Annotated in this window: 21 protein-coding genes; 10 read left to right on the forward strand and 11 right to left on the reverse strand. The window is 59.6% G+C overall.

Translation table 11 applies throughout. The features are described 5' to 3' along the window. Genes IEV53_RS04990 through IEV53_RS05000 form a run of 3 tightly spaced genes read left to right on the forward strand, consistent with a single transcriptional unit; the run spans window position 1 to window position 3,112 of the window. The gene (locus IEV53_RS04990) at window positions 1-1,893 is read left to right on the forward strand and encodes a CocE/NonD family hydrolase (protein WP_188425684.1); all 1,893 of its coding nucleotides are present in this window, start codon (window positions 1-3) and stop codon (window positions 1,891-1,893) included. Between the two features lie 32 nt (window positions 1,894-1,925). Continuing rightward, window positions 1,926-2,492, forward strand: a complete 567-nt coding sequence (locus IEV53_RS04995) for a DUF3237 domain-containing protein (RefSeq protein WP_188425685.1) — start codon at window positions 1,926-1,928, stop codon at window positions 2,490-2,492. Between the two features lie 53 nt (window positions 2,493-2,545). Then, complete coding sequence (locus IEV53_RS05000; protein WP_188425686.1) at window positions 2,546-3,112, forward strand: cupin domain-containing protein; 567 nt, start codon at window positions 2,546-2,548, stop codon at window positions 3,110-3,112. A gap of 163 nt (window positions 3,113-3,275) precedes the next feature. On the opposite strand, the gene IEV53_RS05005 is transcribed toward IEV53_RS05000, so the two are convergent. The 3 genes from IEV53_RS05005 to IEV53_RS05015 are packed head-to-tail and all read right to left on the reverse strand — an operon-like array spanning window position 3,276 to window position 7,154. Continuing rightward, window positions 3,276-4,514 carry a cytochrome c gene (locus tag IEV53_RS05005; RefSeq protein WP_229719605.1) on the reverse strand — a complete coding sequence of 413 codons (1,239 nt, stop codon included), beginning with the start codon at window positions 4,512-4,514 and terminating at the stop codon, window positions 3,276-3,278. Then, complete coding sequence (locus IEV53_RS05010; RefSeq protein WP_188425687.1) at window positions 4,511-6,706, reverse strand: xanthine dehydrogenase family protein molybdopterin-binding subunit; 2,196 nt, start codon at window positions 6,704-6,706, stop codon at window positions 4,511-4,513. The genes IEV53_RS05005 and IEV53_RS05010 overlap by 4 nt, the downstream gene beginning before the upstream one ends. Next, window positions 6,699-7,154: a (2Fe-2S)-binding protein gene (locus IEV53_RS05015; protein WP_188425688.1), complete on the reverse strand. Its 456-nt coding sequence runs from the start codon at window positions 7,152-7,154 to the stop codon at window positions 6,699-6,701. Before IEV53_RS05015 ends, IEV53_RS05010 begins: the two co-directional genes overlap by 8 nt. Before the next feature lie 168 nt (window positions 7,155-7,322). Between IEV53_RS05015 and petA the strand changes: the two genes are divergently transcribed. From petA to IEV53_RS05035, 4 genes are read left to right on the forward strand one after another with little or no spacing between them, the layout of a single operon-like run. Then, on the forward strand, window positions 7,323-7,979 hold the full coding sequence (gene petA, locus IEV53_RS05020; RefSeq protein WP_188425689.1) for a ubiquinol-cytochrome c reductase iron-sulfur subunit: 657 nt from the start codon (window positions 7,323-7,325) through the stop codon (window positions 7,977-7,979). Between the two features lie 9 nt (window positions 7,980-7,988). Beyond that, on the forward strand, window positions 7,989-9,188 hold the full coding sequence (locus IEV53_RS05025; protein WP_188425690.1) for a cytochrome b: 1,200 nt from the start codon (window positions 7,989-7,991) through the stop codon (window positions 9,186-9,188). Further along, window positions 9,185-9,880 carry a cytochrome c1 gene (locus IEV53_RS05030; protein ID WP_188425691.1) on the forward strand — a complete coding sequence of 232 codons (696 nt, stop codon included), beginning with the start codon at window positions 9,185-9,187 and terminating at the stop codon, window positions 9,878-9,880. Before IEV53_RS05025 ends, IEV53_RS05030 begins: the two co-directional genes overlap by 4 nt. Continuing rightward, window positions 9,877-10,482, forward strand: coding sequence for a thioredoxin domain-containing protein (locus IEV53_RS05035; RefSeq protein WP_188425692.1), 606 nt, complete (start codon window positions 9,877-9,879; stop codon window positions 10,480-10,482). Before IEV53_RS05030 ends, IEV53_RS05035 begins: the two co-directional genes overlap by 4 nt. A 428-nt stretch (window positions 10,483-10,910) precedes the next feature. Here IEV53_RS05035 and IEV53_RS05040 read toward each other — a convergent pair whose 3' ends face one another. The 8 genes from IEV53_RS05040 to IEV53_RS05075 all read right to left on the reverse strand — a co-directional run bounded on the left by IEV53_RS05040 (window position 10,911) and on the right by IEV53_RS05075 (window position 18,938). Continuing rightward, window positions 10,911-11,369: a c-type cytochrome gene (locus tag IEV53_RS05040; protein ID WP_229719608.1), complete on the reverse strand. Its 459-nt coding sequence runs from the start codon at window positions 11,367-11,369 to the stop codon at window positions 10,911-10,913. Then, complete coding sequence (locus IEV53_RS05045; protein WP_188425693.1) at window positions 11,347-11,811, reverse strand: c-type cytochrome; 465 nt, start codon at window positions 11,809-11,811, stop codon at window positions 11,347-11,349. Before IEV53_RS05045 ends, IEV53_RS05040 begins: the two co-directional genes overlap by 23 nt. Next, a complete protein-coding gene (gene mauA, locus IEV53_RS05050; RefSeq protein ID WP_188425694.1) occupies window positions 11,808-12,413 on the reverse strand; it encodes a methylamine dehydrogenase (amicyanin) small subunit in 606 nt (201 codons plus the stop codon). Before mauA ends, IEV53_RS05045 begins: the two co-directional genes overlap by 4 nt. Beyond that, on the reverse strand, window positions 12,400-12,999 hold the full coding sequence (locus IEV53_RS05055) for a thioredoxin domain-containing protein (RefSeq protein ID WP_188425695.1): 600 nt from the start codon (window positions 12,997-12,999) through the stop codon (window positions 12,400-12,402). The genes mauA and IEV53_RS05055 overlap by 14 nt, the downstream gene beginning before the upstream one ends. After that, window positions 12,996-13,517: a MauE/DoxX family redox-associated membrane protein gene (locus IEV53_RS05060; RefSeq protein WP_229719611.1), complete on the reverse strand. Its 522-nt coding sequence runs from the start codon at window positions 13,515-13,517 to the stop codon at window positions 12,996-12,998. The genes IEV53_RS05055 and IEV53_RS05060 overlap by 4 nt, the downstream gene beginning before the upstream one ends. Further along, the gene (locus tag IEV53_RS05065) at window positions 13,514-14,707 is read right to left on the reverse strand and encodes an amine dehydrogenase large subunit (RefSeq protein ID WP_188425696.1); all 1,194 of its coding nucleotides are present in this window, start codon (window positions 14,705-14,707) and stop codon (window positions 13,514-13,516) included. Before IEV53_RS05065 ends, IEV53_RS05060 begins: the two co-directional genes overlap by 4 nt. A gap of 125 nt (window positions 14,708-14,832) precedes the next feature. Further along, window positions 14,833-17,016, reverse strand: a complete 2,184-nt coding sequence (locus IEV53_RS05070; protein ID WP_188425697.1) for a TonB-dependent receptor — start codon at window positions 17,014-17,016, stop codon at window positions 14,833-14,835. A 479-nt stretch (window positions 17,017-17,495) separates the two neighbouring features. Continuing rightward, a complete protein-coding gene (locus IEV53_RS05075) occupies window positions 17,496-18,938 on the reverse strand; it encodes an aminotransferase-like domain-containing protein (RefSeq protein ID WP_188425698.1) in 1,443 nt (480 codons plus the stop codon). Between the two features lie 232 nt (window positions 18,939-19,170). On the opposite strand from IEV53_RS05075, the gene IEV53_RS05080 reads away from it, so the two are divergent. From IEV53_RS05080 to IEV53_RS05090, 3 genes are read left to right on the forward strand one after another with little or no spacing between them, the layout of a single operon-like run. Continuing rightward, window positions 19,171-20,523, forward strand: coding sequence for an aminotransferase class III-fold pyridoxal phosphate-dependent enzyme (locus tag IEV53_RS05080; protein WP_188425699.1), 1,353 nt, complete (start codon window positions 19,171-19,173; stop codon window positions 20,521-20,523). Window positions 20,524-20,553: 30 nt separating this feature from the next. Then, on the forward strand, window positions 20,554-20,961 hold the full coding sequence (locus IEV53_RS05085; protein ID WP_188425700.1) for a tautomerase family protein: 408 nt from the start codon (window positions 20,554-20,556) through the stop codon (window positions 20,959-20,961). Window positions 20,962-21,020: 59 nt separating this feature from the next. Beyond that, a complete protein-coding gene (locus tag IEV53_RS05090; RefSeq protein WP_188425701.1) occupies window positions 21,021-22,346 on the forward strand; it encodes an amino acid permease in 1,326 nt (441 codons plus the stop codon). Window positions 22,347-22,358 lie beyond the last annotated feature (12 nt).

Consider the following 22,358-nt stretch of genomic DNA (forward strand, 5'->3'; position numbering starts at 1 on the left):
ATGACGGCAGGACGGTCTTCTCTGGCAGGTCTCTGCCTTGGTGTTTCGCTGCTGGCCTTTCCCTGCGTGGGAAAGGCACAGGAGGCGCGTTCAGGTGGCAGTGTGATTGCCGCCGTTTCGGGATATAATCCCGAGCTGGTCAGAACGGCGCCCTTCTGGGGGCGACGTGTCGTCGGTTATCTGCCGACGCGTGATCATACGCCCCTGCGCTACAGCGTGCTCCTGCCAAAGGGCAAGGGGCCGTTTCCCGTCGTGATCAATTACAGCGGTTACGACCCCGGCGGCATCGGCAGTTCGGCCTATCTCAAGGGCGATACAGCCATGTCGGTCAGCCTCGATCGCGATCTGGTTGCGCATGGCTATGCGGTATTCGGGGTCAATGCCCGCGGGACGGGGTGTTCGGAAGGGCAGTTTACCTTTCTGACCCCGAGCTACGGCCAGGACGGCTACGACATCGTCGAATTTGCAGCTTCGCAGCCATGGTCTGACGGGCATGTCGGCATGGCAAACTGGTCCTGGGCGGGCATGTCGCAGATCGCGACCGCCTCGACACGCCCCCCGCATTTGCGGGCCATCGCGCCGGGCATGGTTCTGGGGGATGCGCGTCTGGATAGCTGGGCGCCGGGTGGCGTGCCGAACATGCAGTTTCCCTCCGGCTGGCTGCTTTATCTCCAGTCGCGCTGGGATGCGTTGAAGGAAGGCGCCCAGACCGAGCATGACCAGCGCTGCCTAGATCGTCTTGCCATCAATACCGACGCCAATCGCAAGGATAATCTGCGTGATCTGATCCTGCGTCATCCGCTGCGCGACGCAGAAATCGAGAAGCGCAATCTGGCGGCCAGAACCAGCCAGATCGAGGTGCCCGTTCTGTCCATGGAGGCTTTTCAGGATGAGGCTGTGACCTCACGCGAAGGCTATTATCAGGACACGCTTGCCCCGGAAAAGACATGGCTGGTGCAGACCAACGGGCAGCATGACGCTTATGAATCGCTCAGATATCGCAGTCTGTTGCTCGGGTTTTTCGATCGCTTCCTCAAGGGGCATGAAGCGGCCTTCAGCGATACGCCTCATGTGCGCGTCTGGCTTGAAAGCGGCTCTCATGGCGAGGGACACGAGAAGGTCGAGCAGATGGCACCCCGCCTCACCCTGAGCGGGGCGCATTATCCGATCGCGGCGACACCTCATGTGTTCACGCTCGCCGCCAAAGGTCTGCTGGAAGACAATGCCACGCCCTCAACCGGATCTGACAGCTATGCCTATCCCGTACGCGGGCCGGATGTGGATGTCGATGCCGATCATTATGGCTGGGGTGCCCTGCCGGAACACTGGCGTGAAGGGAGCCTCGCCTATACCTCGGCGCCTCTGGGCAAGACACTCATTGCCTATGGGCCTGCCAGTGCAGATCTCTGGCTGTCATCCGACATGCCCGATACCGATGTTGAGGTAACGCTGACGGAGCTGCGCCCCGACCATCAGGAAATGTTTGTCGAGCGTGGCTGGCTGCGTCTTTCCGATCGGGCGCAGGACCCGACCAGATCCACTCTGTTGCGCCCGTTTCCGCTGGATCATGTCGATACCACGCAAAGTCTTGCGCCCGACGAGCCGGTTCTGGCGCGCGTCGAACTGAGCAAGATGGGCCATGTGTTTCGTGCCGGGTCGCGTTTGCGCCTCTGGATCGATGCACCAGGCAATTTCGGCGGCTACGGGTTCTCGCCCTGGCTGCTGCCTGCCACCAACCGCCTCTGGCATGATCCACAGCATCTGTCGCGTCTCGTGCTGGGCACCGTGCCCGAGCAGGGCGCGCCGGGTCTTGCTGTTTCCGCCATTCCTGCAGCGCCTGGGCCATGCAACGACGTGCTCATGCAGCCCTGTCGGCGCGATCCGCTGCAGTGACCCTCGTTTTCTCTCTTTCTAGGTGATTTGACATGAAGAGCCTGAAATCAGCACTTTGCGCGCTTACCTGCTTGGTTGCATCAGGGGCGGCCCATGCGGCGACAGAGGCCCCGTTCAACGGCAAGGTCTATGATCCGGTCAAGACCGAGCTGGTGCTCAATCTAGTCGTGACCTGCACCGACCCCGTGCGCCCCGGCCCTGAAGGCGCCAGCAAGGATGGCGAACGCACGGAAATCTGGCCGATTATTGGCGGGCGTTTCGATGGCCCCGGTATTCATGGCACTGTCGAGGCTGGCGGGGCCGATCTGCCGGTTCTGCGCCCCGATGGGGTCGAGGTGGTGGATGCCTTTTATCGCCTCAGGACCGATGACGGACAGATTATTGTCATCCACAACAAGGGGCTCGCCTACCCGATTGACGGTGGCAAGGATTACAAATATCGCCTGAGCCCTGAATTCATCGCCCCGAAGGGTAAATATGACTGGTTGAATAAAAGCATTTTTGTTGCCACTCTTGTCTATCCGGTCCCTAAAGGGATGGAGCTCGCCAAAGGCCCTCATCAGAACGACCGGTTGATTCAGGTGCTCCGACTTAACTGATATTTTCTCCGGGATCTGGTTCACGCGAAATGTCTTTGAACGAATCTGTCGTTATGACGTCGAACATCGATCGTACTCTGGGCAACACCATCCGTGAGAGAAGAAAGCAGAACGGATATCTGCTCAAGGATGTCGCGTCGCGTGTCGGTATCTCGCTCAGCCATCTGAGCCAGATTGAACGTGGCGCTTCATCGCCGAGCATACGCGATCTGATGAAGATTTCAGACGTGCTCGAACTCGACATGTCGACGTTCTTCGGGGCCATCAAGGGCCAGTCCCTTGATACCCCTGCTTTCTATACCCGTATCGAGGATCATGGCCTTCTAAGCTTCGGCGAGGGGATTACGAAGGTGATGCTCAATTCACAGAACCCGGAATTGCTGCGTACCTATCTCATGATCATCGAACCCAACGGGCATTCGGGTTCCAAGATCCTGACCCATAGCGGCTTTGAATCCGGTCTGGTCCTGCAAGGCTGTCTGCATCTGCAGGTGGGCGGTCAGGACTGTATTCTGCGTGAGGGAGATTCCTTCTCCTTTCCCAGTGAAACGCCGCATCGCTACAGCAATGGCTCGCAGCAGGTCACACGCGTCGTCTGGGCAAATGTCGATACGCCCTGAACGGCTTGAAGGCCTGACCTGAGGCCGCTGCGACGCTCATGGAGAAAGTATTTTTCTCCATGAGCATTTTCTGATCCTGGCTGGAAAATACCAGTCTCGTATCAGACAGGGCCTGAACACGGGTTTTCAGGCCCCTACGCGTCACCGGTTACGAGGCAGGGATTCAGGGTCTGAATTTTGTGGGATCGACCGAGGCATTTACCCCGCCGAAATGATGCAGCATCCAGGAAGACAGCGCTGAGAGTTCTTCCGGCGTGTAGGCAGAGGTGAATTTCTGCATCGTCATGGCGCCATGAGCGGTCTGAAGGGAAGTGCCCTCTCTGAGCACGGAAACCAGATTGGTGGCTGACGGGTCGCTCAACGAATGACTGCCGCCAAGAGCGGCCCAGTCCGACTGGCGGCCCGATCCATCCTCCATATGACATCCGGCGCAAGCCTGCTGGAATACATGCCTGCCCGCCGAGGGACCATCATTTTCGGCAATCTGCCCATGGTTTCGACTGGGGCCATCAGGCTGCGCCGGGATATCGCGCAGATAGACGACCATCGCACGAATATCATCAGCGGGTAGCTGGCTGAGGCTGTGCTCTATGGCTTCTGCCATGGGGCCGGAGGCAGGGCCGTGGCCTTTGGCGTGGCCGGTTGAGAGATAGCTGAAGAGGTCGTCATCGCTCCAGGCCCCAAGCCCATGCTCGCGGTCGGAGGTCAGATTATAGGCGGTCCATCCCACCTGCACCGCCCCGGCATAGGCGCGGCTGCTGAGGCCGAACATGAAATTGCGCGGCGTATGGCACTGTCCGCAATGGCCCAGCGCCTCGGCAAGATAGGCCCCGCGATTCCATTGCGCAGAGTGGGTGGTATCCGTCGCCATGCGTCGGTTTGGATTATTGAACCAGTTCCAGAAAATCATGGTCCAGCGCTGGTTGAACGGAAAGGACAGGCTGTTTTTCGGGGCAGGGGCATGAATGGCGGGCAGGGTGAACAAATAGGCCTTTATGGCCAGCGCATCGTCATCGCTCAGCAGGGTGTAAGAGGTGTAGGGCATGACGGGATAGAGATGCTTGCCCCCCAGACCCACACCTTTGCGAAGCATTTTCAGCCAGGCCTTGTCGGTATAGGCCCCAATGCCCGTCTCACGATCCGGGGTGATGTTGACCGCATGAATCGATCCGAAGGGCAGGGTGAAGACGCGCCCGCCCGTCAGGGCACGGCCATCCTGCGAGAGGTGGCACGCTGCGCAATCGGCTGCGACGAATAGGGCGCGGCCGCGTGTAACTTGGGCGCTTTCCCCCGAGGCAGGCTGCTGCGTTTCCGGCTGGGCCTGTTGTGCCTGTGCGGCGCTGCTAAGCCCGATGGTCAGGGACATCAGGGCGGAGGCGGAGAAAACGATGCGGCGTTTCATGCGCCTTTCTCCCCAGTATTTTCGGGGTTTTTCGGGGCATTCATCTGCGGCACGAATGGAATGCGCCTCAGGCGTTTTCCGGTTGCTGCGAAAATGGCATTGGCCAGCGCGGGGGCTGCCGCCACGGTGCCGACCTCGCCGATACCACCGATCTCTGCTGTCGGATCGGAGACGAGATGCACACGGATATCGGGCGCCTCATTGAGGCGCATCATGCGATAATCATGAAAATTGCTTTGCTCCGCCTGACCGTCGCGAAAGGTGATTTCGTTGTAAAGCGCCATGGTCAGACCGAAAATCAGGCCGCCCTGGATTTGCGCACGCACGGCATCGGGAAAGACGACAGGCCCGCAATCGACCGCCGTATCGGCCCTCACCAGATGGATCTGCCCGTTTTCCTCAACCCTGACTTCGAGAATGGTCGCAGCCCAGCTCTGGAAGGAATAATGAAGCGCGATGCCGAGCCCGTGCCCTTTTGGTAATATGCGTCCCCAGCCTGATTGTTTCGCGGCTTCGTCGAGAACTTTCAGCCCTCTGGGGGAGGGACCGAGATGTCTGCGGCGAAAGGTGAGCGGGTCATTGCCGGCGGCATGGGCCAGTTCGTCGATCATGCCCTCGACAACAAACACGTTATGGGTCGGGCCGACGCCGCGCCACCACAGGGTTGTCAGCCCTTCCGGCTCGCATTGCACGGCCTCGTTACGCTGGGCGGGAATGGCATAGGGTGTTTCGGTAGCGCCTTCGACGGCATCGGAATCAAGTCCGTTCTGCAACCCTTCAGGCGCCCAGCGCGCCAAGACGAAGGACCCGGTGGTACGGTGGTGCCACGCCTTGATCATGCCCTTGTCATCAAGCCCGGCCGTGATGCGGTCATAATAGAACGGGCGGAACTGGTCCTGACGGATATCCTCCTCACGCGTCCAGAACAGCTTGACCGGATAGGGTACCTGTTTTGCAAGGCGTGCCGCCTGGCCGATCGAATTCGAATCAAGCCTGCGGCCAAAACCGCCACCGATCAGGTGATTATGCACGGTAATGCGCTCTGGTGGCAGGCCAGTGGCGTCCGCAACCTCCTGCCGGGCGCGTATGGGCACCTGCGTTCCCACCCAGACATCGGCGGAATCGGGGCGGATATGCAGCGTGGTATTGATGGGTTCAAGCGCCGCATGGGCCAGAAAGGGCAGTTCGTAGACAGCGTCGATGCGGGTAGAGGCGCTCGCAAGCGCGGACTCGACATCGCCGGTCTTTTTCGCGACGAGCCCGGTTTTTGCCGATGCATTCTTCAGTGCTTCGAGCAATGTGGCGCTCGATACCCCGGCATTCCGGCCGAAATTCCATTGCGGATTTGCTGCCCTGAGCCCCGAAATGGCGGCCCAGCTATGCGCGCCGATAACGGCAAGCGCATCGGGAAGGGTGATAATATCGATCACACCGGGAATTTTCATCGCCGCGTCGCGGTCGAAGCCTGCCAGCGTTCCCCCCTTGACCGGACAGGCCATGATACGGCCGATTTTCATGCCATCGACACGCACATCCATACCGAACAGCGCGCTGCCATTGCTCTTGGCATGCGTATCCATCCGCTGCGGGCTGGTCCCGATCAGGCGGAACTGCGCGGGGTCTTTCAGGGGAATGGGGTCGGGAACAGTCTGACGGGCGGCATCTTCTGCCAAGGCACCATAAGGAAGGCTGCGGCCTGAATCCGGATGCAGAATGGCCCCTTCTCGTGCCACACAGCTTTCGACCGGAACCGACCATCTTGCGGCAGCGGCGCGCAGGAGCATGATCCGTGCTGCTGCCCCCGCCTGACGCAACGGGATCCAGCTATCGCGTGTCGAAGCCGAACCTCCCGTCACTTCCTCACCGGCAGCCTTGTCGACATAGCGCGTATCGGCAGGGGCGGCTTCGAGGGTAATCTTGTCGAGCGGCACCTCAAGCTCTTCGGCGATCAGCATGGCGACCCCGGTATAGATACCCTGGCCCATTTCGGCATGACGCATGATGAAGGTAATGGCGCCCTCGCGATCGATGCGTATGAAGGCGTTGGGTGTGAAAGCGCCTGCTGCTTCGGCGCGGGCACCTGGCAGGCCGGGAATAACACCGGAAAGCATCAATCCGCCGCCTGTAGCGAGGGCGGCACGCAAAATGGCACGGCGGTTGAGCACAGGGCCGATCTGATGGGGCTTACGCATTGCTGGCAGCCTTGTGAATGGCGGCGCGTATGCGCACATAGGTGCCACAGCGGCAGATATTACCCGACATGGCGTCATCGATATCGTCGTCGCTCGGTGCCGGCGTGGTCTGGAGCAGGGCGGTTGCCGCCATGATCTGCCCGGACTGGCAATAACCGCACTGAATGACCTGTTCTTCCAGCCAGGCCTCCTGCACGCGTTGACCGAGCGCGGTCTGACCAATGGCTTCGATGGTGGTTACGGGTCGGTCGCCCACAAGTGAAACAGGCAGCTGACAGGCGCGCGCAGGCTGGCCTGCCACGTGCACGGTACAGGCACCGCATTGTGCGATGCCGCAGCCATATTTTGTGCCAGTCAGCCCCAGAATGTCACGCAGAACCCATAAGAGCGGCATGTCATCCGGAACATCGACGTCATGCGATTCACCGTTGATAAGAATCGTTCTCATGTCGTTGTGATCTCTCGCTTTTTTGTGGCGCCGCTCGTTTCGGAAGGATCACCAGTGTCGCGCAGGATTGCAAGTGCGCTCTTCTATTTCGACGCGGGAAGTTGTTTTGATGTTGACACGATTTTGCGAGCCCGGGATGATTAAATCATCCTATTCAAGCAGGACTTCATGACTCAGGACGCAGACCGCCCCACCCCCTCTCCCTCCTGTCCGATACCTGGAGGAGGGGCGAGGCGACGCGATGTGCTGTCGACTGTCATTGTGGGGGCCGGATGTGTTGGCGCCTGCGCCCTGGCCTATCCCTTTCTCGACAGTCTGAACGGTACGAAAAATACGTCTCTTGGCGAAGATGACTCGATCGATGTCGATATCGCCGCCTTGCGCCCCGGCCAACAGCTGGTCGTGACCTGGCGCGGCTGGCCTGTATTTATACAGAAGCGCACACCCGAAATGCTCGCATCGCTGAAAACAGCCGATATCGTGCAGCGTCTGCGCGACCCCGACTCGAAAATCCTGCAGCAGCCGAAAGACGCGACAAACTGGCATCGCTCTGTCGTGCCCGAAATTGGCGTGCTGATCGGTATCTGTACCCATCTCGGCTGTGTGCCCTCCTACGCCACGCCGTCACCCAACGATAAATCGGGAAAATATTCCTGCCCCTGCCACGGCTCGCAATTCGACGTGGCGGGTCGCGTCTATAAGGACGCGCCTGCACCCTATAATCTTCCCGTGCCGCCGGTTACCATGCTTTCTGCCACCCATGTGCGTATTGGCCAGAGCAAGGGCGACCCGGCATTTTCCATCGCCTCCATCCAGCAGATCTGAGCGGCGACCATGAGCAAACCGGACAACACGCCTGCAGGCTGGCTGGAAGCACGCCTGCCCATCATTTCGGCATTTCGGCGCGAATATGTCGATTTCGCCATGCCGCGCAATCTGACCTATCTCTGGAATTTCGGGGCGTTTGCCACCATCGCCCTGGCGCTCCTGATCGTGAGCGGCATTTTTCTCGCCCTCAATTACACGCCGAGCGTGGCCGAGGCGTTCAACAGCATCGAGACGATCGACCGCCATGTGTCATCGGGCTGGCTTGTGCGCGCCATCCATATGGGTGGTGTCTCGATGCTTTTCGCGGCACTTTATGTGCATATGGCGCGCAGTCTTTATTATGGTTCCTACAAGGCGCCGCGCGAACTGCTCTGGCTGACGGGGCTCGGTCTGTTCATTCTGGTCATGATTGCTGCCTTTGCGGGGTATATCCTGCCCTGGGGCCAGATGTCCTATTGGGGGGCAACAGTCGTCATCAATGCCATGAACGCCGTGCCATTGATCGGCCCGGCACTGGCCTCATGGCTGCTGGGCGGCGAGGGGCTTGGGTCGGTTGCCCTGCACCGGATCTATGTCCTGCATTTCGTGACGGCTTTTTCCATCATCGGCGTGATCGTGCTGCATGTGGCGGCGCTTCACGTGGTGGGGTCCAACAACCCGACAGGGGTGGAACCAAAAACATCGGCTGATGTCGTGCCTTTCCATCCCTATTACACCACCAAGGATGGACTTGGTCTTTGCCTTTTTCTCATGGTGTATGCGGCGCTGATCTTCTTTGCGCCCGATCTCCTGACGCTGGCCAATAATTATGCGATGGCCAACCCGCTGGTGACGCCAGGCGATATTACGCCGGAATGGTATTTTGCCCCTTTCTACGCCATTTTGCGCGCCGTTCCGTCCAAGCTGGGTGGCCTCATTCTGACAGCGGGTAGTCTTGTCGTGTTGTTTGCCGTACCATGGCTTGATCGCTCACCCGTCAGATCGGCGCGATATCGCCCGGTTCTGCGCTGGGCACTTCTGGCATTATTCGCTGCCTTCATCGCGCTGGGCGTTGCGGGAATGCACAAGCCCACCGGGCTCTGGCTCGCACTCAGTCGCATCAGCGTGGCGTATTACTACGCCTATTTCCTGATCCTGCTGCCATTTCTGCCAAGGGTGGAAATTACCCGTCCCGAGCCTGCCACCCTGAGGGGAGAGGGCGCATGAAGCGGTATTTCCTTGGCGTGTTTCTGGCTCTGCCTCTGTCGGCGCAGGCTGCCACGCCCGAACAGCGAGGGTTTCAGGTTTATCGGCAGGTCTGCAGCACGTGCCACAGTCTCAACCATGTGACATTTGCCGATCTTTCCGGAATCGGCCTCGCTGTGCCCGATATCAAGGCCTATGCGGCCTCGCGTCAGGTTCCCGACGGGCTCGACGACGATGGTGATCCCAAGACACGTGCGGCGCATCCCTCCGACCCGATCGGGTCGCCCTATCCAAATGAGGCCATGGCGCGCCTGGCCAATCATGGTGATTTGCCGCCTGATTTCTCGCGCCTTGCCATGACCGAAGAAGGGGGCGCCAGGCGGATCGAGACCATCCTGCGTTCCTATGCCCCCAAACCTTCGGATGTCGTTCTGGCACCGGGGTCTTATTACAATACGGCTTTTGCCCAGAACCATATCGGCATGCCGCCGCCGCTTCATGACGGGCAGGTCACCTATGCTGACGGGACAAAGGCGACGATACCCCAGATGTCACACGATGTTGGTGCTTTTCTCGACTGGGTGGCCCATCCTCACCGCGAAGCGCGCTCGCATACCGGGCTGGTCGTTCTGATCTATCTTGCGGGTCTCGGGACACTTCTGGCCCTGCTCAAGCGTCGCGTCTGGAAGCGTGTGAAGGAAACCCGTCAATGAGCGACACGACAACACTGATCTGCGCGCAATCTGTCATCTGGCTGGTGGTTTTCGGCCTGTGTGCGGTAATCGCGCTGCTGTTTCAGCGTGTGAGGGGCTTCTATCGTCGTATCGCACCTCTGGGGGCTCTGGCGCCCACGGCAGCGGCCATCGATCATCTGCCAGCCACACGCCTGCTCAGCCTTTCAGGGCGTGAGGTGACGGCAGGGGGAAGCCGCGATGACGGGCGGCCCCAGCTTCTGGTTTTTGTTTCCGGCTCCTGCCCTGTTTCGCGCAAGATGGTGCCCATCATCAATGATTTTGCCCGGCGTGAGCACCTGTCTTTGCTCTATTGTGGTGATGAAAGCGACGAGGCGCAGAAACGCACAATCGCTGCACTGGGCCTGTCTGAAAACGGCTTCGTCAATGATCCGGCGATTGGCCGCCTGCTTGGTGTGGATCGCGTGCCTTTTGCCGTGCTACTCGACCCCACAGGTGCGGTTCAGGCACGCGGTCTGGTGAATAATCTGGAGCATCTGGAAAGCCTGCTGGGTGTGCAGGAAACAGGATATCGTTCCCTGCAGGGCTTCATGACGGCAAACCCGCAGGCTTTGGCGGGCTGAAAAGACCGCTTGAAGGGTTTGAAATGCCGCGCCTGCCATCAATACCAGCAGGCGCGTGAGCAAACGTGATCTTTCTCTCAGGAGGCTCTGTCAGCAAGGCGTCCCCGATGAGCGTCTGTGCTGGAAGTAGCTGCGGCTTATCCCAGGTAGTGTTTCGCAGGACATGGCAGGAGGGAGCAGGGGCCAACGTTCCGCATCGTCTCTGGTGTTGATAAGGCCGTCTGCAGGGGTAGTCCTGTGTCACCTTTGAGGTCAGTGAGACGTTTATTCCATGGGCTGCCAATGAGGGGCTGCCGGGCCTGCTTTTCCCATTCTGTGTCACGCGCCGGGCTGACCTCTGCTTACTCCACAGCTTGTTCCTGACGGATACGCAGCCGAGCTGGCGAAAGCACCCCACCGGCTCAATGCTGTTTGAGCAGAACCCGCCGTCAATGGGGGCAGGCGGCGCGGGCGCGGCTGAGCACTTCGGCACGTAGGGCCATCAGGTCGTCGGTCTGTAGAGGCTGGGCCCGCAGCTTATGCACTTCCGCAGCGGTAAATGGCCTCGTTCCTGTCGGTGTGCTGGAACCACCCAGACGGAAGACGACAAAATTCAGGACATCAGCCAGTTCCTGATCATCACGTATCAGCGACATCGAAATTCCCGGAACACGCACGAGATAATCCCGGCCTTCCGGTGAGCAGACGAACCATCCGACCTGATCGCGCAGTGTGGGCACGAATGTCCTGCCTGAAATTCCCTCGATCCCGTGGCAGCCGCCGCAATGGGTCAGATAATTCGTTACCGTATGGGTCTGTGTCGCCGCCCTTGCCCCGCCCGCACCCGCGAGGCCGAGCAGGAAAAGAGCGCCAACGAGCAGAAAATCAGGGAAGCGGATGCGCGTCATTCAGGGCCTTTCTTTCGGCGAGAATTTCCTTGGCCTTCTTCGGCGCGGCGCGCGCAGTCTTGACCTCATCGGCGGTAAAGGCCGGGGCGCCCGGCGAATTGAGGGAGCTGATATAGGTCAGCACCATGGCGAGTTGGTCGTCTGTGAGAGCCTTGAACGAGGGCATGAAGCCCATATAGCTGGCGCCGCCTGCCTCGATCGTGCCGTGAACGCCATTGAGTAGCACATCGGCGACATAAGTCTTGCCTTCAGGCGTTGCAGCGATCTTGCCGATACGTCCGGCCAGCGGGGGGAACTGCCCCGGAGAGCCTGCGCCGCCTGCCTGATGGCAGACGCTGCAATTGGCGTTGTAGATGGCCGCACCGTCTTCGGCATGGGCGAGGCCACCGGTAAGAAGCGGCAGGGCCAGAAGGCTTGCGAAGGGAAGGAGACGTCTGATCATGAAGCGTTTCCGACGATGACGGATGTGGAGCAGTTATAGACGAGCGCACCCGTGCCGAAGCACCAGATGATGTCGTTATTGGCCTGGGGGCGATAGCTGGGCTGGTCGCCATCCGTGCCGAGACAGGGGGGCTGGCTGCAGGCATCCTGCCCGCAGCAATCGCGATAGGCCACGAGATAGGACTGGCCGTCACGCGGGTTGAAGCAGGTGCCGATCCATGAAGTAGGCGACGGGCGTGTGCCCGGGGGGCAGCTATGCACACCGCCGCCGCATGACGCGCAGAGAAAGCCGTCGATGGCGCAGTAGCGCCAGTAGTCACAGGCGGTCGGATCGGTTGTCTGTGCCTTGGCAGCAAAAGGAGAAGGCGCCTTTGCGGTAGCCTTATCGTCCTTCTTCGTAGGGGTTGCAGCAGAGGCACGTTCGACCGGCAGAAGCGGCACGATGGCGCCGAATGTCGCCCAGGCGCCAAGGCGACCAAGCACGCTGCGTCGCGAGCTGTGGCCGGCGACACGCCGTGTCAGGCGTTCCGTTAGCCGGTCGAGCGGGCTGGACGAGACACCGTCCTGGATCGCGCGGCCCGAAATCAGTTCAGACTGCGTCATGGAGGAACTCCTTGGTCTCAAGCGAGGGGGAAGGGGGAGCAGGAAGGGTCGCAATCAGCGCCTCGACCTGTTGTCTGGTATTGGCCACGTCACGTGCTGTGATCACGCCACGGGCATCGAGGGTAACGAGCATGGGCAGTCTGCCGATCTGAAGCAGCAGGAGCAGCTCCTGGCTGGTCACGAAAGGTGTTGCCCCAAGACGGATGCCTGCAGCCATGGCACGCAGGGCCACGACATCGCCTTCGCCTGCAAGAACAAGATCGAGATCATGGATGCTGGCCTGAGCCTGCACGATGGGCAGAACGCGTTTGCAGACAGGGCAATCGGGCGAGACAAACAGGATCAGGCTCGACCTGCCGGTGTCATGCTGTCCACCCAGAATGAAAGGAGAGTCATCAAGGCGCCGCGCGGTGATACGGGGCAGGGCCTGCCCGGCCTGCAGGCCGGAGAGAACAGGCTGTTGCCCGATAGGAGCGATACGTTCATGCAGCACGCCGATCTGTCGGGCCAGCACCAGAACGGCAAGGGCGAGGGCGCAGCACAGCCCCGCCAGAAGCAGGGTGGAGATGAGCAGAAAAACCGTCATGCCGCGTCTCCTGCGTTGCCGAGCTGAGAGGCGGCGAGCGCCAGAAGCAGAAGGGAAACACCGCCCAGCAGGGTAATCGCGCCCAGCAGGGCACCGGGGGGATGACCGATGCTGCCGGCTCCGAGCATGAGCAGCGCCAAAAGAAGGGTCTGCATGACGGACCGGCTGGAAAGCGGCGTGTTGCGGCCGGGGAGGCAGCCGCAGGAGAGTCCGGTACGGCCGCGCGCGACATTGATGCCCATGGCCAGCGCGAACGCAACCAGCAGTATCACGGCACAGAGACAGGCCGCGCGGGTCAGAACGCCGGAGCAGAGCCAGACTCCAAGCAGAATCTGCGCGCCTGTCAGCAAGCGTGCAACAGGAAAGGCTGCGCCGAGCGGGACAAGACGATAGGACGCGATGACCGAGGCAAAGCCGGGCTGGTCGAGCATTTTGGCAATGCCCGTGCCCAGAAACAGGGCCCCGACGGCATCGGTGCCCAGAGCACTGGCCATTTGCAGAGCAAGCGCGCCCATCATTCCCCCAGAGCAACCGTGAAATAGAGATCGTCACCCAGATGCTTCATGGTGTGGACGATCTTGCCCGATTTCAGATCCCAGATGAAGAAATCACCTGCCTCGTCATCCGTGAAGAGCAGGGGGTTGGCATCCTGGGTGACGCCAACCATCGAGCTTGGCTTGGGCAGCTTGATGCGGCGCAGCAGCTTGTGCGTGGCCACGTCGAGTTCCCAGATCTCCGAACCGGCCACTTTGTGCGTCCAGAATGTACCCTGATGCATCGCGACATAGAGATGGCCGCTTGCATAATGCAGGGCCGCAAGCTGCCAGCCACCCGGGCGCCAGGTGACGGTAAACGGGCTGTCGGCGTTGGTCGCGGCTTTCATGCCTGCGGCTTCCTGAATCGACCAGGGCTTGTCGATAACCGTATGGGCCGAGAGCGTCGCAGGGTAGACCAGACCGCTATAGGAAATGAAATAGGTCTTGCCATCTTCGCTATGGGACGGGCTGTGTTCGAACACAGCGTCTTTCTCGGGGTCGAAAAACGGCTTGGTATGGGTGATGTCGGCCTTGTCGGCGCCAATGCTCACATTGGCGAGGCTGCCATCGGCACAGATCGAGGTGAAACCGGCATTGCCCCAGGGATAGGTCAGGGCGCAGCCGGGAAGCCCGACATTTATGGCGACCTTGTGGGTGGCCGTATCGACCACGTGAACGGCATTTGTCGGCACCATGTCATAGACATAGACGCGGCCGCCATCGTGGCTGATGGTCAGATCGTTCTTCTTGGGTGTAACGAGCGCCCGGCCGGGCAGCACTTCGTCATTGGTGATCTCGAGCGTCTGCGGGTCATAGGTTGCAAGCAGATCGGCGCGGTCGCCACGATTGCCGCGCGACCAGACGGTTTCGCCGACATAGAAGGCGCGCCCTTTGGGGTCCTGAACGACATTGCCGTTATAGGCCGCCTGCACCATGCCAAGCAGTTTGCCCTGGTCGGCGTCGACAACATAGACACGCCCGTCCTTGGCATGATGGCCGACAGGGTCCTGAACGAGAATACGATGGGGCGTGACCGGAGAAAGCTTGATGATATCGCTTTCTTCCGTCTGCAGAACGGGATCATCCGCAAGGGCCTTGCCGCAGGGTGTCAGGGCTGCGCCAGCGAGCAACAGCGCTGTCATGCCGGCCAGTTTTCTGGAGAGGAAACGCATTGGGGTTCGGTCCTTGCGGAGGGGCGGAAACGAGAAGGCGCTTAAGGGCGAAAAATCTGGAAAATGAAGGTGCCGCAGGGGACATGTGCCTTTGCACGGTCTCGCCTGCGGCGAAGGGAGCGGAGTCAGAACTCGGTGCTGACCGTACCGAAAAACTGTCGTGGCGAGCCGCGTTCGAGCGACTGGTAATCGCCCGACATCGGGTTGCCGTTTTCGCCCATCATCGAGATATATTTCGAGTTGAGCAGGTTATAGACATTGAAATCGATGGTGATGTTCTTGGCAAAACCGTAATTGCCGACATTGTATCGGGCGCCAGCACTGGTCAGCCAGTAACCGCCGACTGAGGTGTCGTTGGTATAGCTGAAATAACGTTTCGAGTAATAATGAACATCGAAATGCGTTTCGAGGCCTTTCCAGCGATAGGACAGATTGGCCTTGTACATGAACTGCGGATAGTTCACGACCTTCTTGCCCTTGGTATAATAAATACCATCGGCCGTCGTGATGTTGCCACCATAGGTAGAGTGATTGTAGCTCACGCTGTTATACAGGGAGAGACCCTTGATCGGGGTAAGGGTCAGGGCGGCATCCACGCCATTGGTGTGAACACTCGTCTGCGCGACGCTCGATACCGGGTTGGTAATCGTGCCTTCAGTGGCAGCCTGCAATCTGTGACTGGCATCGGCGTGATAGCCGGCCAGGCTGGCCTGGAGGTATTTGTCGGTATAGCGATAGCCGACAGCATAAACCCAGTCGCGCTCGGGTTTGACGGTCTGGCGCAGCTGGTCGAAGGTCGCCTGGTCCTGCACCGACCACAGCGCATTACCTACACCATTGGGCAATACCTGATAGCTGCGCATATTTTCGGCGAGGTCGAAATAGAATTCATGATGCGGCAGAAAATGCCAGCTGCCGCCCACATGGGGCAGAAAGGCCGAAGAGGCGGTCATGCTGCCATTGGGCAGTGCGTCGGCACCGGTATAATCCGGATTATTGTAATTGGCGCCACCCGCCGTGGTGGAGAGCATGGATTTAAATCCGGCCGTCAGGCGCAGATTATCGAGCGGCCGCCAGGTATCTTCAAGATGATAGGTGAATGTGTTGGTGTGCCACATGAAGCCATAGCCCTGAAGAAAGGCAGGGCCATAGGTGTCATAGGGGCCCACTGTTTTCAGCGGGGATCCGGTGCCGAGAAGGGGCTCGTTATACCAGAACAGATCGGCCTGCTGGTTGTTGTTCTCAAACCAGACGCCCGTATCGATCGTGTGATGCGCGATGCGATAATTCAGGGCCGAGGTGAAGCCATAACGCTCCTGCCTGGTCTGCCAGACTTCTTCCGAGAACGGGGCACCCGTTCCGGCGGAAGGGGTGCTGTAATCGGCATAGGTATAATAACCCGTCTGGCTGGTGCCATAGAGCGTCGATTTCCAGCGCAGGTGATCTGTCAGCGCCAGATCCATGTTCAGACCGCCGGTATAATCGACCTCTGCCTGGCCACCGTCATAAAGATAGGGCTCGTCACCATTGGCCTGAATAGCGGCTGAGGTAGGCAGTGAAACGGCACCTGAAGCATAGGCCGTGGCCAGGGCATAATTCGGATAAAGATGCGGCACACGCCAGCCAAGCGCGTCGATCATGGCCAGAGACGTGTCCTGATAGCCCCATTCCTGCAGGTCGCTCCAGTTGAAGAAGGCCTTGATCACGCTGTCATGGCCGACAGGCTGCACGATTTTGGCATCGACCTGCTGCTGGAACTGGGTGCCACCCCCCATCCATTTGCCTTCCTCACTGCGCGAATAGGCCACGAAGGCCTTGGTGCCGCTCGGATTCAGGACGCCGGAATCACCGCGTATATAGGTGCGATAGGAGCTGTATGTGCCAAAGCCCTGCGAGATCTTTCCGCCCATCTTGTCCTTGGGGTCGCTGGTTTCGAATTGCAGCGTGCCACCAAGCGTGGAGGTCGAGGGAACATCGACGCCGCCAGGGCCCTCGGAGAGCACAGAACGCTCGATATCATCCGAGATCGAGGCCTGAATGACGTTCAGGCCGTTATTGCTTTCATAGGTCTGGTCATTGAGCGGAATACCATCCAGCGTGACGCCGAGCTGGTCCATGAAAAAGCCGCGCACATAGATGCTCGACCCCCATGTATCGATGCCCAGCGGGTCGGTGGAGCTGAAGCTGACGCCAGGGAGGCGATCAACCGCCTTAAGGACACTGGTGCCGGGGGTGAACTGGGCCATGACGGCTTTGGAGATGACGTTTTCGGCGCCACGCGAAGCCGTACGGCTGGCACTGACTGTCATCGTCTCATTGCCACCCGAGCGGGCAATATGGGTGGGAGACCGTTTTATTTGGGGAGTATGCGCCGATGTCCCTGCGGCACGCGCAGAAGGAACGCCCGATTTTCGATGGCTCTCCGCCTTGCTGGCAGCGTGGCCGGATTGGGGAAGAACGACGAAAAGCGCCGAGGCGCAGAGCAAAGTTCGAAAAGAGAGGGGCGGGACGCGACATCGTGGATCAAATCGGGTGGGGCGGGTGAATTTGATCATATCCGTTCCATCTCGTTTGGTGTTCGTAACAATTTGAGCGAAACCGCCCATGTCAGTCCCCTAAATACGGTCTCGGGGCGCTGTGCGTTGTCAGAGCACGATTTTCTTGAAGATGAGGGGAGCGCTGACATCATGCCCAGGGCACGGGTCGGGCTGCGCCGTCATCCTTTGTCAAACTCTATGTGCATAAAATCGAACGCGCAACGTTTTTGTGGAAATAATAGGAGCCTGTTTCACCGGGGGGCGGACAGGGCCGTTTCAGCGCGTTGCGCGCCCCTGTTTGCGGCTCGCCACTGATTGAGAAAGGTGAATATCTCAGGCCTGTCGCATTGGGTGATATTGAAGCGCAGCCATGGCGATGGCGCGCCATCGGGTGAGAAATAACTTCCCGGTGCCAAAAGAAAATTGGCTCGGGCGGCGTCGCGGGTGAGTTGCAGCACGTCATGTTCCTGGGCGAATCGCATCCAGAGAAACATGCCGCCTTCAGGCTTGCAGAACGGCACGAGGCCGGTTTTTGCAAAGCGTCTGAGCGCCTTTTCCTGAAGATGTGTCAGCCTTTCGCGCAACCTGGCCAGATGAAGGCGATAACGCCCATCGGCGAGGCAATGATGCACAATGGCTTCGGAAATCGAGGTGCTGGTCAGGCTGCTTGCCATTTTCAGCTTGAGAATTTCCCGTGCAATGACCGTGCTGGCAGCGACATAGCCGACGCGCAGGCCGGGCGAGATGGTTTTCGAGAAGCTGCTGATTCGGATCACGTGATCGAGCTGGCCCAGATAGGCGAGGGTCGGGCTCGTGTCGGGGGCAAGATCGCCAAAAATATCATCCTCGATCAGCATGATGTCATGGGCTTCGGCAATGCGCAGCAGCTTGTGCAGAACGGGCGCCGAGCAGCAGGTGCCGGTCGGGTTGTGCAGGCGGGTATTGATGATGAAGGCCCTGGGTCGCTTCTCGCGTGCCAGTCTCGCAAAGCTCTCGGTGCAGGGGCCATCCTTGAGGCGGGGTACCCCGCACAGGGTGAGACCCAAGGCCTGCAGCGCGGGAAAGAGATTGCAGTAGCCGGGGTCTTCAACCAGAATCGTGTCACCCGGTCGTGTCAGGCAGCGTATGGATAATTCCAGAGCCTGACTCGCGCCATGGGTGAGAATGATACCGCTGCGCTGGCAGGCTATGCCCTGACGCGCAAGACTGAGCGCGATCTGCTCGCGCAGGCCGTCATGCCCATAGGGGTTGCCATAGCCGAGGCCCTGCATGTCAGGCCGACGACCAAGGCTGTTGAGCGCATAGCGCACGCCGCTGGTATAAAGACAGCTTTCGGGAAGCCAGCCGCACCCCGCCTGAATCTGCCGGACATCGCCTTCATAGGCGCGCTGCAACAGCCAGAGCGAGTCGACCGAAGGATGGGGGCTGGCCGTCTCGACTGCACCGGAAGCCGCATTTGGCTCATGCGTCACAAAATAGCCGCTGGCCCGCCTGGCCTGAAGAAATCCTTCTGCAACCAGCCGGTTATAGGCATTCGACACGGTAAGGGGGCTGACGCCGCATCCTTCTGCAAGTTTGCGGATGGACGGAAGCTTCATTCCATCCATCCAGGTGCCAGCAACGATGCGTGTGCGTATGGCATCGACGATCTGACCGACCAGAGGGGTGGCAGCATTATGGTCCAGCCTGATCATGATCGCATGTGCTCCAATAAAAAAAGACAGGGTCTGACCACGCGAAAATCCTCTGCCCGTATGGCGATATGAAGCTGTATCGCTGCACGGACCGGCACAGATACGCAGCGGGATCGCCTGACTGTATATAGACAGGTTTATTTCGGGATTGGAATAGTGAGGCCATCGCGAGCCTCGCCTGTGCGAGATGCGTGCCAGCCATGCCCCGATCGAATAGCAAGAGAGTCCCCTTATGGCATCGTCGCCTTCCGATTTCGATCCTGTGCGCAGTCTTGCGGCAGGAACGTACTGGATGCCATTTACGGCCAACCGGCGCGTGAGGCAGAATTCGGCGTCGCGCCTGATCGCCTCTGGCAGAGGCTGTTATTATCGGACGCCCGAGGGCGCTACACTTTTCGATACGCTTTCGGGCCTGTGGTGCACCCCCCTCGGTCATGCTCACCCGCGTATTGTCGAGGCGCTGAAAACACAGGCCGAGACGCTCGATTACTGCACGGGGTTTCAGGTAACCAACCCGGTCACGGTCAGGCTGGCTGACAGGATCGTTGCGATGGCGCCAGACGGTCTGGACCATGTGTTTTTCACAAATTCAGGCTCAGAGGCCGTCGATACGGCGCTGAAAATAGCCCTTGGTTATCATCGTCTGCGCGGCGAAGGCGGCAGATTTCGCATGATCGGGCGCGAGCGGGGTTATCACGGGGTTGGTTTCGGTGGGCTCTCCGTAGGCGGCATCGTGCCCAATCGCAGGATGTTTGCGGCGGGCATGCTGAATGGCGTCGATCATCTGCGCCACACCCATACGCCCGACACAGCAGCATTTTCGCATGGTCAGCCTGCGGCAGGGGCCGATCTGGCAGATGATCTCGACCGTCTGGTCGCGCTGCATGATGCCAGCACAGTTGCTGCTGTCATCGTCGAGCCGGTGCAGGGTTCTACCGGGGTGATCGTGCCGCCTGTCGGCTATCTGCGCCGCCTGCGTGAACTATGCACTAGGCACGGAATTCTCCTGATTTTCGACGAGGTCATTACCGGGTTTGGTCGCCTTGGGGCGCCCTTTGCCGCGCAGAGATTCGATGTCGTTCCCGATATGATCACCTTTGCCAAGGCGGTCACGAATGGTGTCGTGCCCATGGGGGGCGTTCTCGTACGCAGCGATCTCTATGGGACGTTCATGACCGGACCCGAAAATGCCATCGAATTCGCGCATGGTTACACCTATTCGGGTCACCCTCTGGCAGCCGCTGTCGGCAATGCTGTGCTTGATATCATGGAGGAAGAAAACCTGTTCGAGCGTGTTCTTTCTCTGGAGACCGTGCTGCAGGAGACGGTCCACAAGCTCGATCACGCGCCGGGAGTTACCGATGTCCGCAATATCGGTCTGGCTGCAGCCATTGATCTGCAACCCGACTCAATTGCCCCCGGTGCGCGGGGGCTGAAGCTGTTCGAGCTTGGCCTCAGCCACGGGCTGCTTCTGCGCTGCACAGGTGACACGGTCTCCCTCGCGCCACCTTTTGTCGCGACACCGCAGGAGTTGCGCGCCATGGGGGAAACACTGGCGGGCCTTATCGCAACCGTGACCCACTGACGATCCTCATTCTTTATTCAGGACATAGTCATGCCATTGCTGCATTTTCATCTCTTTGAAGGCCGTACCCCGGAGCAGATCAGGGATATTCTGGATTCGGCACACGAGGCCATGCTCGAGGCCTTTCAGGTGCCCCGCAGAGATCGTTATCAAATTGTAACGGAACACAAGCCCAGCCACATGATTGTCGAGGATACCGGTCTCGATATTCCGCGCACAAAATCCATGGTGCTGCTGCAGATGTTCAGTCGTCCGAGAGGGGCTGAGTCCGTTGCGGAATTTTACCGGCTTCTCACGAATTATCTCGAAAGGGATTGTGGCATTCTCCCTTCCGATGTCATGATTTCGGTTGTTGAAAATGGAGATGCCCACTGGTCGTTCGGTCACGGTCGTGCCCAGTTTCTGACCGGTGAGCTTCCCCTGCCAGCCGAATCCTGATCGAATACGGAACGTTCCAGTTACAGGGCTCTATCGCAGGCCGCTTCATAGGATCGTGCATGACAGAAAACGCGCTCGCCCGCAGTCTTCGACCGCGCCATATTGCCATGATCTCCATCGGGGGCGTGGTTGGCGCAGGATTTTTCATAGGTGCCTCGACGCCGATATCCGTGGCGGGGCCGGGCGCGTTGCTTTCTTACGCTCTTGCAGGGCTCATGACCTTTCTGGTCAATCTGATGCTGCGCGATATCGCCTTGCGGGCACCGGGTCACGGGTCTTTCGTCAATCAGATCCGTCATGCCCTCGGGGGGCATGCAGGCTTCATGACCGGCTGGACCTACTGGCTTGTCTGGGTCACGACGCTCGCGATCGAGATCATGGCTGCTGCCGCGCTGCTGGCGCCGCTCGCCCATCTGCCTTTCGGTCTGGTTGAGGTGATCATTCTAGGCACCATGACAGCGGCCAATCTGCTGGCAGTGCAGGCCTATGGCGAGCTTGAATACTGGTTTGCCATGCTCAAGATCGCGGCGATTGCCGTGTTCATCCTGATCGGCCTCGGGGCCCTTATGCATGGCAACAGCCCACCCCATGCAGCCATTCTGGCTGGTGGCTTCGTGCCGCATGGCTGGATGGCCTTGCTTGCGGTCATTCCGGCCATCATCTTCTCGATGTCCGGTAGCGAGGTGGTAACCATTGCAGCGCTCGAATCCGATGCCCCCGATCGCAATATCGCCAGGGCTACGCGCGCCGTTGCCCTGCGGGTTGTTGGTTTCTATCTCTGTTCTGTCGCCCTCATTCTCTGTCTGGTGCCCTGGTCGCAGGTCGTGCCGGGTGAATCGCCTTTTCTGCTGGTGCTCAACCGATTGCATGTGCCTTTTGCCAGTGCCGCGATGGAAATCGTGATTGTCTCGGCCATGCTCTCCACCCTCAATTCAGGGCTTTATGCAACGTCGCGCGTTCTGTTCGAACTGGCCGATGTCGATGATGCCCCCCGTCACTTCATGCGTCTCGACCCGCGCACACAGGCGCCGCGCATTGCCGTGCTGTTCAGCGCTGCCGCCGCTCTCGCCATTGCCGCTGTGGCGATTGCCTCACCCAATGCCGTTTTTGCCTTTCTGCTCAGTGCCACCGGTGCACTGATCATTTTCCACAATGCGCTGATCGTGCTGACGCGCATTCGTCTGTGCGGCATGGGTCTCACGCCGCTTCTGACGCTCGTGTTGCTGATGGGCGCTCTGGTGGCGATGGCACTCGTTGCCCATACCCGACACGAACTCGCTCTGAGCACCGTCACCATGATGCTGATGGGCGGTGTTGCCCTGTTGCGCCAGCTCATGGGCAAGGCGCCACGGCGCGTCTGTTCGCTTTCCCGTCCGGGGGAATAATCCTTTTTCCGC

The sequence above is a fragment of the Asaia siamensis genome (genome assembly GCF_014635085.1).
Taxonomy (GTDB): domain Bacteria; phylum Pseudomonadota; class Alphaproteobacteria; order Acetobacterales; family Acetobacteraceae; genus Asaia; species Asaia siamensis.